The following is an 11,920-nucleotide window of genomic DNA, read 5'->3' on the forward strand; positions in this document are numbered from 1 at the left end:
GACTACCGCGATGCGGCCCTGCCAGCGGTGCGGTACGCGGCCGCGCGGTGCGCGCGCCGCTACGAAGCGATCGTCACGATCGCGGGCGCCGTGGCGGCGGCCGGCTGCTCGGGCGCCGTGTCGGCCGCAGCATCGTCGCGATGGCCGCCCTCCGGCAGCAGGTGGCGCACCGCGCGCTCGACCGCATCGACGCCGATCGCATCGACGGTCGGGCCCGCGCGCAGGATCACGTGCGGCACGCCAAGCGGATGCCAGCGCAGGTATTTCTCGGGACGGTCCTCGAACAGTGCGGCCACCGGTACGCCGAGCGCCGACGCAAGATGGACGGGCGCGCTGTCGGCAGAGACAACCGCATCGAGCAGGCTCGCAGCCGCCACCAGTTCGGCGACCGACGCAGGCGCGACATGCCGTGCATTCACGTCGCGCCATAGCTCGTCTTCGGCAGCCTGGCCGATAGCCGGATCGCGAAACACGATGACATCCGCGACAGGGGCGAGCCGCTCGCCGAGGTCGCGCCAGCGGTCGGCGGGCCAGCGGCGCTCGACCGCCTTGTTCGACACGAACAGCCCGACGCGCGGCTTCGTGCGCGCACCGAGCAGACGATGCCACGCTTCCTGCAGCGCGCGATCGGGATGGACCGACAGCTCAAGACGGTCGAGATCGGCGCAACCGAGTTCGGGCACCAGGCGGAAACCCGACAACGCCTCGTGGCACATCGGCCGCTGCGCGACATGCTCGGGCTTGCGATCGTCGAATTCGGTCCTGGCATCGTGCCAGCGGCAATCCTTCGCGCGAAGCTGGCGCGCGAACTGCATGCTGCTGCGATGCATGCCGCCGTTCGGCACGATCACGAGGTCGAACCGCAAGCGGCGCAGACGGCGCACGAGTCGCAGCCGGTCGAAAAATGCACGCATCCGGCCGGGACGGTCGTTGCGCTCGCACTGGCGGCTGTACACGTAGGTGTGGATCGTGTGCACGTCCGGATTTCCGGCCAGCGCGGCCGCGTTGTAGCGGTTAGCGACCACATGCAGCTCCGCACCCGGCCAGCGCGCCTTCAGCGCGCGGAGAAACGCCGTCGTGCACAGCATGTCGCCCAGAAAATCGATCCGGATCACGAGGATCCGCTGCGGCGGGTTTCCATTGGCCATGGTCATGTGGTGACAATCAGTTTTTATCGTCGCGGCGGGCCGTTCCACGGCATCCCGGTCGAAGGCGGCGCTGGCGAGCGTTGCCACGCGCCGGCATGGATCCGCCCCTGTTTATGCATGCTACCGGCGCGGCGGCGCTCGCCGTGCGAACCGCGCGGCTGGCTGGGCGTTCGGATGATTAGCGCGGGATTGTATAGCGTCCGGATGGCCAGCCCAAGACCCAATTACCCTCGCACGTGAAAACGGCCCGCCGCATCGCGCGATGGCGATGCGACGGGCCGCCTGTACGCGACACTCGCCGAAGCGGGGTGCGGTCAGTACGTGATTTCGACGACGCTGCCGTCGAACGCCGCGCGCAGCTCCGCCAGCAGCACGTCGCTCGGCTTCACTCGCCAGGCGTCGCCCAGGCGCATTTCGCCTTGCGCGCGCGCGTTGCTGTAGTGGATCTGGACTGCAAGCCCGTTCGGCAGCGGCGCCTGCGGACGCCGGCCGCCATCGCGGCCGCCGCCGCGCGGCGCAGGCGCTTCGATCACCTTCGCCGCGGCCGGATCGTCCTTCGACACGTGCGGCTCGAGCACGCGGCGCAGCGCGACCGCGTCGGCGTTGCCGTTCATCGTCAGCCGCACGGCCTGCGCATAGCGGCTGCGCGCGCGCTCGAGATCCATCACGGTATCGGCCGTGAAGCGAATGCCGCCCGTGAACGCGTCGTTGCGCGCCTGCCCCTGCACGATCAGCAGCTCATCCTCCTTGAACAGCGCCTTGTTCGCCTCGAACTGTTCGTTGAAGATCGTGATCTCGCACTGGCCCGAGCCGTCGTCGAGCAGCGCGATCAGCATCTTGCCGCGTTGGGTCATCTGCGTGCGCAGCGACGCGATGATGCCGGCGAGGAGCTTGTCGCGCCCCTCCTTCAGGTCGCCGACCTTCTGTCGCACGAAGCGGCGCACTTCGTCTCGATACGCGTCGAACAGGTGGCCGGACAGGTAGAAACCGAGCGCGGCCTTTTCTTCCTGCAGACGGCGCTTGTCGTCCCACGCGGGTTCGTCGACGAGCGCGTGCGCATGCGGCGACTCGGCGCCCATGTCGAACAGGCCAGCCTGCATCGCGTTCGCTTCGGCCTGATCGGCCGCTTCCATCGCGAGCGGCACCGACGCGATCAACTGCGCACGGTTCGGGTTCAGCGAATCGAACGCGCCGGCGCGGATCAGCGCCTCGACCGTGCGGCGGTTGACGACGCGCCGATCGATCCGTTCGCAGAAGTCGAACAGGTCGGTGAATGCCTTTTCCTCGCGGGCGCGCAGGATTTCCTCGATCGCGTTCTGACCGCTGCCCTTCACCGCGCCGAGGCCGTAGCGAATCGTGCGCGAGCGCTTGCCGTCGGCTTCCGCGACCGGCTCGAACCGGTAATGCGACTGGTTGATGTCCGGCGGCAGCACGACGAGGTTGTTCACGATGCAGTCGTCGAACAGGATCTTCACCTTGTCGGTGTCGTCCATCGCGAGCGTCATGTTGGCCGCCATGAATTCGGCCGGATGGTGCGCCTTCAGCCACGCGGTGTAGTACGCGAGCAGCGCATACGCGGCCGCGTGCGACTTGTTGAAGCCGTAGCCCGCGAACTTCTCCATCAAGTCGAAGATCTCGTCGGACTTCTCGCGCGTGAGGCCGTTCTTCGCCGCACCCTCGGCGAAGATCTCGCGATGCTTGGCCATCTCCTCGGGCTTCTTCTTGCCCATCGCGCGACGCAGCAAGTCCGCGCCGCCGAGCGAGTAGCCGCCGATGATCTGCGCCATCTGCATCACCTGCTCCTGATAGACCATGATGCCGTAGGTCTCTTTCAGGACCGGTTCGACGCGCGGATCCGGATAGTCGACCTTCTCGCGCCCGTGCTTGCGTGCGCAGAAGCTCGGGATCAGATCCATCGGGCCCGGACGGTACAACGACACGAGCGCGATGATGTCCTCGAAGCGGTCGGGCTGCGCATCCTTCAGCATGCCCTGCATCCCGCGGCTTTCCAGCTGGAACACCGCGACCGTATTGGCCTTCTTCAGGATCTGGAACGAGGCCGGATCGTCGAGCGGCACCTGCGCGAGCGACCAGTCGGCCTTCGACGGATCGAGGCGGCGAATGTAGCGCTCGGCCCAGTCGAGGATCGTCAGCGTGGTGAGACCCAGAAAGTCGAACTTCACGAGGCCGACGGCTTCGACGTCGTCCTTGTCGTACTGACTGACCACGCCGCCGTCGTCGCCCTGCGTGTACAGCGGGCAGAAATCGGTCAGCTTGCCGGGCGCGATCAGCACGCCGCCCGCGTGCATCCCGACGTTACGCGTGAGGCCCTCGACGCGCTGCGCGAGATCGAGCAGCTGGTGCACTTCGTCCTCGTGGTCGTAGCGCTCCTGCAGCTGCGGCTCTTCCTTCATCGCGTCGGCAATCGTCACATGCTTGCCGGGCTTGAACGGAATCAGCTTCGCGACGCCGTCGGTGAACATGTAGCCGAGGTCGAGCACGCGGCCGATGTCGCGCACGGCCGCCTTCGCGGCCATCGTGCCGAACGTGGCGATCTGCGAGACGGCGTCCGCGCCGTATTTCTCCTTCACGTACTGGATCACGCGATCGCGGCCGTGCTGGCAGAAGTCGATGTCGAAGTCGGGCATCGACACGCGTTCCGGGTTCAGGAAGCGCTCGAACAGCAGGTTGTAGCGCAGCGGATCGAGGTCGGTAATGCCGAGCGCGTACGCGACCAGCGAGCCGGCGCCCGAGCCGCGGCCCGGGCCGACCGGCACGCCGTTGTTCTTCGCCCAGTTGATGAAGTCCGCGACGATCAGGAAGTAGCCGGGGAAGCCCATCTTCGTGATGGTCCCGCACTCGAATTCGAGGCGCTTGTAGTACGTGTCGCGCTGCGCGTCGCGCTCGGCTTCGACCGGATACAACTGCGCGAGGCGAGTCTCGAGCCCTTCCTTCGACAGCTGGACCAGGTAGTCGTCGAGCGACATGCCGTCGGGGGTCGGAAATAGCGGCAGTTTCGGTTTGCCGAGTTCGAGCTTCAGGTTGCAGCGCTTCGCGATCTCGACCGTGTTCGCGATGGCCGACGGCAGGTCGGCGAACAGCGCGACCATGTCGTCCTGCGTGCGGAAATACTGGTCGGTCGTGAAACGCTTCTGGCGCCGCGGGTTCGCGAGGATGTCGCCTTCCGAGATGCACACGCGCGCCTCGTGCGCGGTGAAATCGTCGTCGGTCATGAACTGCGTCGGGTGCGTTGCGACGACCGGCAGCTTCAGCGACGCGGCGAGCGTCGCGGCCTGCTGGATGTACGCCTCGGCGCCCGGCTGGCCGTAACGCTGCAGCTCGATGTAGAAGCCGCCCGGAAACACCCGCGCCCAGCGCTCGGCGTGACGGCGCGCGGCGTCTTCGTTGCCCGCGGCCAGCGCGAGCCCGATATCGCCCTGTTGCGCGCCCGACAGCGCGAGCAGCCCCTGCGCGAGCTCGCCGTCGAGCCAGCTCGCGTCGAGTTCCGCGCGGCCGCGGTACTGGTTCGTGAGCCATGCCTTCGACAGCAGCTCGCAGAGATTCAGGTAACCGACCTTGTCCTTGACCAGCAGCAGCAATCGCGACGGCTTGTCGCGGTCGTCGGGATTGGCAATCCAGACGTCGCAGCCGGCGATCGGCTTGATGCCCTTGCCGCGGGCTTCCTGGTAGAAACGGACGAGACCGAATGCGTTGCCGAGATCGGTGAGCGCGAGCGCGCCCTGACCGTCCGCGGCCGCCGCGTTGACGATGTCGTCAATGCGCACGATGCCGTCGGCGATCGAGAATTCGGAGTGAACGCGAAGATGGACGAAGCGAGGATCTGACATGGGCGCTATTGTAGCCGCCTCGCCGCGCAGGCTGCCCAAAAAATGCCCGCTTTGGCCGTTCGGCCGATGCACGCGGCGACGCGTCGCGCGGTTGGCCGATCGGCCGGGTACCGATGCCCGCGCCGTTTGCGGGATAATACGGTTTTTCGAATCAACGCCCCGGCTTCGCACCCTTTTTTGCGGGCCGCCGTGCGGCCGTTTTCCCGTCGAACCATCATGACCATCGTCAACCTCGCCGCCTACCACTTCGTCTCGCTCGACGCGAACGAGCAATGGCGCCCGCTCGTCACCGCCCGCTGCAACGAACTCGGCCTGCGCGGCACGATCCTGCTCGCGCCGGAAGGCATCAACCTGTTCGTCGCCGGCACGCGCGAAGCCGCCGACGCGTTCATCGCATACATCCGCCACGATCCGCTGTTCGAAGGCAAGTTCGCGACGCTGCAGTTCAAGGAAAGCCTGTCCGACTCGCAGCCGTTCCGCCGCATGCTCGTGCGCCTGAAGCGCGAGATCATCACGATGAAGAAGCCCGCGATCAAGCCGGAACTCGGCCGTGCGCCGTTCGTCGACGCGCGCACGCTGAAGGCGTGGCTCGACCGTGGTCACGACGATACCGGCCGCCCGGTCGTGATGCTCGACACGCGCAATGCGTTCGAAGTCGACGTCGGCACGTTCGACAACGCGCTCGACTACCGGATCGACAAGTTCAGCGAATTCCCGGAAGTGATCGACGCGAACCGCGCCGACCTGGAAGGCAAGACCGTCGTGTCGTTCTGCACCGGCGGCATCCGCTGCGAGAAGGCCGCGATCCACATGAAGGAAATCGGCATCGACAACGTGTACCAGCTCGAAGGCGGGATCCTGAAGTACTTCGAGGAAGTCGGCGGCGCGCACTATCACGGCGACTGCTTCGTGTTCGACTACCGCACCGCGCTGAACCCGCAGCTCCAGCCCACCGAGAACGTCACGTGCTTCGCGTGCCGCGCGGTCGTCACGCCGGAAGCGCAACAATCGCCGAGCTACGTGCCCGGCAAGTCGTGCCCGGCCTGCGCGCAGGCAGCCAGCGCCGCGTAACGGCGCGTCGCACCGCGCCCCGCCGATGAACCACGGCTATCGCGGCCGCTTCGCGCCATCACCCACCGGCCCGCTGCACTTCGGCTCGCTGGTCGGCGCGCTGGCGAGCTGGCTCGACGCACGCGCGCACGGCGGCACCTGGCTCGTGCGCATCGAGGATCTCGACGGCCCGCGCACGGTGCCCGGCGCGGCTGACGACATCCTCGCGACGCTCGCCCATTTCGGCATGACACCCGACGAGCCGCCCATCTGGCAGAGTACGCGCGACGCAGCTTACACGGCCGCGCTCGCGCGCCTCGTCGCGGCGGGGCTCGTGTATCCGTGCGGCTGTACACGCAAGGAAATCGCCGATTCGCTGCGCTCCGCCCATGAACGCCACACGACGCTCGCGTATCCGGGCACCTGCCGCACCGGTCTGCACGGCAAGCCCGCGCGCGCATGGCGGCTGCGCGTGCCGGACGGCGACGACGCGCTCATCGCGTTCGACGATCGCTGGCAGCACACGCAATCGCAGAACCTCGCGACCGAAGTCGGCGATTTCGTGCTCAAACGCGCGGACGGCCAATGGGCGTATCAGCTCGCGGTCGTCGTCGACGATGCCGACGCCGGCATCACGCACGTCGTGCGCGGCGCCGACCTGCTCGATTCGACCGCGCGCCAGATCTATCTGCAGCGCTGCGTCGGCGTGCCGACTCCCGAGTACCTGCACGTGCCGGTCGTCGTCGATTCCAACGGCGAAAAGCTCAGCAAGCAGACCGGCGCGACGGCGCTCGAACGCAACGATCCGCTGCCGGCGCTGCGGGCCGCGGCCGCACATCTCGGACTGTCGAACGATGGCGATCTACCGGGCGATACGATCGACGCGTTCCACGCGGCCGCGACCGATGCGTGGGCGCGTCGCTTCGGGCCGCGCGCCGGTTGAATCGCGGGCACGGCACCGGCCCATGCCGACTACGTTCCCGCATCGGTCAGCGTCGAATCCGATCGCATGAACGCGTGATGGAAACTTGAGCGCCACATCCGCCACGACACCGCATCGAAATATCCAGCCCGCGACAAGCAATCGCCCCCGCACGCACGCTCCGCCCCGATCGTCCGGCCCAATGAAAAACGGGCACATGCTTGTCGCATGCACCCGCCTGTCCGGCAGCACTCACGTGCCGCCCTGCCGCTTCGTCCCGCTTACGCCGACGGCTTGCGCGGCATTCCGAACCCGCCGAGCAGCGCGGCGACCTGACGCTTCGGCCCTTTCTTCTCGGGCTGCTGCTCGGCCGACGTGTCGTCCGGCTGCTTCGCCGACGCCGACGGTTCGTACGGTTTCAGGAAGAAATCGTCGACCGGCGCTTCGTGGCGGCGATGATGGCCACCACGCTCGGAACTGCCCGACCGGCGACCCGATGCACCGCGATGCTCGTCGCGTTCGCGCCGACCGCCCCGCTCGCCACCACGTTCGCCACCGCGCTCGCCTCCGCGCTCGTCGTGACGCTGGCGCGCCGGCTTGTCGAGCCTGAGCGTCTGCACTTCGAGCGGCCGCTTGATCAGCTTCTCGATATCGGCGAGCTGCTTGCGCTCGTTCGGGCTGCACAGCGACAGTGCGTCACCCGTCGCCCCCGCACGACCGGTACGGCCGATCCGGTGCACGTAGTCTTCCGCACTGAACGGCAGGTCGAAGTTGATCACGGCCGGGAGCTCGGCAATGTCGAGACCGCGCGCGGCCACGTCGGTCGCGACCAGCGCCTCGATTTCGCCGCGCTTGAATGCGTCGAGCGCCTGCATCCGCTCGAGCTGCGTCTTGTCGCCGTGAATCGCCGACGCGACCACGCCGTCGCGCTCGAGGTTGCGCGCGAGGCGGCTCGCGCCAATCTTGCTGTTGCAGAACACGATCACCTGCTTGAGACCGCGATCGCGCAGCAACTGCACGACGGCCGCCTGCTTGTCGCCTTCGGCGACGTCGTAGACGATCTGCGTGACGTTCGCGTTCGTCGAATTGCTGCGCGCGACCTCGATCGTCTGCGGGTTGCGCAGGTAGGTCGACGCGAGCTTCTTGATTTCGCCCGAGAACGTGGCCGAGAACAGCAGCGTCTGACGCTCCTTCGGCAGCAGGTTCAGGATGCGCTGCAGATCGGGCAGGAAGCCCATGTCGAGCATCCGGTCGGCTTCGTCGAGCACGAGGATCTGCACCTGGCCGAGGTTCGCCGTCTTTTGCTGCACGTGGTCGAGCAGGCGGCCCGGCGTCGCGATCAGGATCTCGACGCCGCGGCGCAGTTCGGCCGATTGCGGGTTCATGTCGACGCCGCCGAACACCACCGCGCTGCGCAGCGGCGTGTGCTTCGCATACGCGTGCACGTTCGCGGCGACCTGGTCGGCGAGTTCGCGGGTCGGCGTGAGGATCAGCGCCCGCACGGGGTGGCGCGCCGGTGACGCGCTCGTGCTGGCCTGCGGCAGCAGGCGCTGGATGATCGGCAGCGAGAAGCTCGCGGTCTTGCCGGTGCCCGTTTGCGCGGCGCCCATGACGTCGCGGCCGGCGAGCACGACCGGAATGGCCTGGGCCTGAATCGGCGTCGGCGTCGTATAGCCCTGCTCCACGATGGCTTTCAGGATATCGGCGGCAAGGCCGAATTGGTCGAAGGTTGCGTCGACGGGCTTGGCGACAGAATCGGACATGGTGGCGTTTCGCTCAAAAGGCGCGGCGGGGACATCGTGCGTCAGGCCGGCCGGGCCTGCGCTCATCACAATTCGGAAATAGACGGAACCGCGGCGCGCCGCGCGGCGCCGCTCTGGCGTTTGGGACCGGTTCAATGCGAACGCTGGACGCCAGGCCGTGCGGACTCCGTTCGGCGCGAATGCCGGCGGAAAGGGCCGTATTGTAGCACCGTGCGGGCATCTGTCCGTGACAACGCCGCGAACGACCACGACCGCCGCACGCGCGGCGTGCCTCTCGGGCCCGTGCGGCCGAGTAATTGGCCGATCGGGCTATCCGTATCGGCCAGCGAACAATATTAGGGGCTCGATCCAGACATCCCGTACCGACATGCCCGTCGTCCGCCCGCGTACCGGGCCTTCAGCCCGGCAGCCGGTCAACCGGTCAACCGGTCCGAATACGCTCCGCGAGCGCGCCCGCCGCTCAGCCCTTCTTCTTTTTCTTCTCGACCTGCACGCAGTCGCCCAGCAGCGGCGGCGACTGCGGGTCGGCGATCTCGTCGCGCAGCGTCGCTTCCTTGCCCTTCGTCCACCACGTATAGCGGCCGGCCTGGTAGCGCGCGCCCGACGCCGACACCGTATCGACGAACAGCATCTGCTTGCCGTCCACCGGAACGAGCGCGAAGCTCTGGCCGTTGCCCGCGAGCCAGTACGACACGCGCACGGGCGGCTTGTGGTTCGCGCACTGGTAGACGGTTTGCTGGCGCGCGTCGGCGTCGATCTCCTCGACGGTCAGTTGCGCGGCATGCGCGACGGAAACGGCGGTGCCGGCGAGCGCAAGCGCGGCGACGGTTTGGCGAATCATGCAGGTCCTCTCACGAGACGGGTGGAAACGCGCCCTCGCGGGGCGCGCGGTTATTGTTGACAGGATTGGCGGGAAATCGCGCCGGCGGGCAGAATCAGGGATCGATCACGTCCGCGCACGCATCGGTCGGCGCCGCGGCGATATGGCCGACGAGCGGCACGATCTTGAGCCCGGCCGACGCTACCCGGCACGGCGCGGCCGCGACGCCGCAGCCCGCGAGACTCGCGACGAGCGCCAGCGCGGCGCCCAGCTTTCCGATACGCAACCATCGCGACGTCATCGTCCTCTCCTCGTTCCGTCAGCGCGCCGACACGGGTCGGACGGCCGCGGCAGCGCGCTTCGCGCGTTCGCGGGCTTCGTCGACGGTCGCACCGGTCGCCAGCGCGACGCCCATGCGCCGCTTCGCAAAACTTTCCGGCTTGCCGAACAGGCGCAGGTCCGCGCCCGGCACCGCAAGCGCGTCGCGCACGCCTTCGAACGCGATCCCGCGCTCGTCGAGCCCGCCATAGATCACCGCCGACGCGGCCGGCGTGCCGAGCGCCGGATCGACCGGCAGCCCGAGAATCGCACGCGCGTGCAGCTCGAATTCCGACTGGCGCTGCGATGCGAGCGTGACGAGGCCCGTATCGTGCGGCCGCGGGCTCACCTCGGAGAACCATACGTCGTCGCCGCGCACGAACAGCTCGACGCCGAACATCCCGCGCCCGCCGAGCGCCTCGGTCACCTTGTGCGCGATCTCGCGCGACTTCTCGAGCGCCGCCGCGCTCATCGGCTGCGGCTGCCACGATTCGACATAGTCGCCCGCCACCTGCACGTGACCGACCGGTTCGCAGAAATAGGTGCGCGTGTCGAGCGTCGCCGGGTCGATCGCGCGCACGGTCAGTTGCGTGATCTCGTAGTCGAAATCGACGAAGCCCTCGACGATCACGCGGCCGTGGTTCACGCGGCCGCCCGCCATCGCGTAGTCCCACGCGGGTTTCACGTCGGCGTCGGTCTTCACGACCGACTGCCCCTTGCCCGACGACGACATCACGGGCTTCACGACGCACGGCATGCCGATCTTCGCGACGGCCGCGCTGAAGGCCTCGAACGAATCCGCGAACGCATACGGGGAAGTCGGCAGGCCGAGCTCCTCGGCCGCGAGCCGGCGGATCCCTTCGCGATTCATCGTGAGCTGCGTCGCGCGCGCGGTCGGGATCACCTCGGCGAGGCCGGCCGCCTCGATCGCCGCGAGTGCGTCGGTGGCGATCGCCTCGATCTCGGGGACGATCAGGTGCGGGCGTTCGGCTTCGACGACGGCCCGCAGCGCGGCCGGGTCCGTCATGTCGATCACGTGCGCGCGATGCGCGACCTGATGGCCCGGCGCGTCCTGATAGCGATCGACCGCGACGACTTCGACGCCGAGACGCTGCAACGCGATGATGACTTCCTTGCCGAGTTCGCCGGCGCCGAGCAGCATGACGCGCGTGGCCGAGGGTGAAAGCGGCGTACCGAGCCGCTGACCGATCTGCATGTGATTTCCCGCTGGTTCTGTTGGAGGACGAAAACGGCTTCGATGTTAACACGGGCATCCGGGCCGGTTTGGGCGGTTTGGCCGCGCCCGCGCCGGGTCGCGCGAGACCCGCGGGCGGGCCGCGAACGTTTTCATGCGCGAAGTGTCGGCTCGCCTGCCGCGGGGCGGGTGCGTTACTCTTACGCCTTGATCAGAATCCGAAGAGGAACGAGGCTCATGTCCCACCTGTCCGCGGCCGCACGCGCACGCACCGGCCTGCTTCGCCCGTTGCGCGCGCCGCTTTGCGCGTTGACGCTTGCCACGCTTCTCGCCGCCTGTGCGATGCCGACCCATCCCGATTCCGCCGCCCCCGCGCCCGACCCGTACAACCCGGCCGCCGTCCAGCTGCTCGACGACACGAGCTGGGAGCTCACCAGTTGGGTGAACGCCGACGGCACGCAACGCACGATCCCGCACGGCGACAACGGCGAGCCGATCAAGCTCGCGCTGTCGACCGACTCGGGCATCCGGCGCGCGAGCGGGTTCTCGGGTTGCAACCGCTACATGGGCACCTACGCGATCAAGAACGGCCTGCTGAGCTTCGGCCCGCTCGCCGACACGCGAATGGCCTGTCCGAACACGCTGGGCGGCCAACTCGAATCCGCGTACCTCGACGCGCTCGCCCACGTCGAGAAGACCGGCGTGCAGATGCGCGCCCCCCAGCAATTGCAGATCGTGACCCAAGCCGGCGCAACGCTGACGTTCACGCACCGGAGCCCCTGATGTACGGCGCGCGCGAAGGCCGACCGACCGCCTTCGCGTGGCGCGCCACGCGCACGTGCAACCCACGTGCGTC

Annotated in this window: 9 protein-coding genes; 3 read left to right on the top strand and 6 right to left on the bottom strand. The window is 68.0% G+C overall.

The genetic code is table 11. From position 1 onward, the window contains the following. Positions 1 to 59: 59 nt before the first annotated feature. Both CFB46_RS16220 and dnaE read right to left on the bottom strand, forming a co-directional pair. Complete coding sequence (locus tag CFB46_RS16220; RefSeq protein WP_089500491.1) at positions 60 to 1,148, bottom strand: glycosyltransferase family 9 protein; 1,089 nt, start codon at positions 1,146 to 1,148, stop codon at positions 60 to 62. Between the two features lie 314 nt (positions 1,149 to 1,462). Next, the gene (gene dnaE, locus CFB46_RS16225; RefSeq protein ID WP_089500492.1) at positions 1,463 to 4,996 is read right to left on the bottom strand and encodes a DNA polymerase III subunit alpha; all 3,534 of its coding nucleotides are present in this window, start codon (positions 4,994 to 4,996) and stop codon (positions 1,463 to 1,465) included. 216 nt (positions 4,997 to 5,212) lie between these two features. Here dnaE and CFB46_RS16230 point away from each other — a divergent pair, with 216 nt between their 5' ends. After that, the gene (locus CFB46_RS16230; protein ID WP_089500493.1) at positions 5,213 to 6,067 is read left to right on the top strand and encodes a sulfurtransferase; all 855 of its coding nucleotides are present in this window, start codon (positions 5,213 to 5,215) and stop codon (positions 6,065 to 6,067) included. Positions 6,068 to 6,092: 25 nt separating this feature from the next. Beyond that, positions 6,093 to 6,989, top strand: a complete 897-nt coding sequence (gene gluQRS, locus CFB46_RS16235) for a tRNA glutamyl-Q(34) synthetase GluQRS (RefSeq protein ID WP_089500494.1) — start codon at positions 6,093 to 6,095, stop codon at positions 6,987 to 6,989. Between the two features lie 260 nt (positions 6,990 to 7,249). Here the strand turns inward: gluQRS and CFB46_RS16240 are convergent, their stop codons facing one another. The 4 genes from CFB46_RS16240 to purT all read right to left on the bottom strand — a co-directional run bounded on the left by CFB46_RS16240 (position 7,250) and on the right by purT (position 11,085). After that, positions 7,250 to 8,797 carry a DEAD/DEAH box helicase gene (locus tag CFB46_RS16240; RefSeq protein ID WP_089500495.1) on the bottom strand — a complete coding sequence of 516 codons (1,548 nt, stop codon included), beginning with the start codon at positions 8,795 to 8,797 and terminating at the stop codon, positions 7,250 to 7,252. A gap of 394 nt (positions 8,798 to 9,191) precedes the next feature. After that, positions 9,192 to 9,572: an MliC family protein gene (locus CFB46_RS16250; RefSeq protein WP_089500496.1), complete on the bottom strand. Its 381-nt coding sequence runs from the start codon at positions 9,570 to 9,572 to the stop codon at positions 9,192 to 9,194. Between the two features lie 94 nt (positions 9,573 to 9,666). Beyond that, complete coding sequence (locus CFB46_RS16255) at positions 9,667 to 9,852, bottom strand: DUF6726 family protein (RefSeq protein ID WP_027785048.1); 186 nt, start codon at positions 9,850 to 9,852, stop codon at positions 9,667 to 9,669. 18 nt (positions 9,853 to 9,870) lie between these two features. Next, entirely contained in the window at positions 9,871 to 11,085 is a 1,215-nt protein-coding gene (purT, locus tag CFB46_RS16260) for a formate-dependent phosphoribosylglycinamide formyltransferase (protein ID WP_089500497.1), read from the bottom strand. Between the two features lie 216 nt (positions 11,086 to 11,301). Here purT and CFB46_RS16265 point away from each other — a divergent pair, with 216 nt between their 5' ends. After that, positions 11,302 to 11,847: an META domain-containing protein gene (locus CFB46_RS16265; RefSeq protein WP_089500498.1), complete on the top strand. Its 546-nt coding sequence runs from the start codon at positions 11,302 to 11,304 to the stop codon at positions 11,845 to 11,847. Positions 11,848 to 11,920: the final 73 nt, after the last annotated feature.

The organism is Burkholderia sp. HI2761 (genome assembly GCF_002223355.1).
Lineage (GTDB): Bacteria > Pseudomonadota > Gammaproteobacteria > Burkholderiales > Burkholderiaceae > Burkholderia.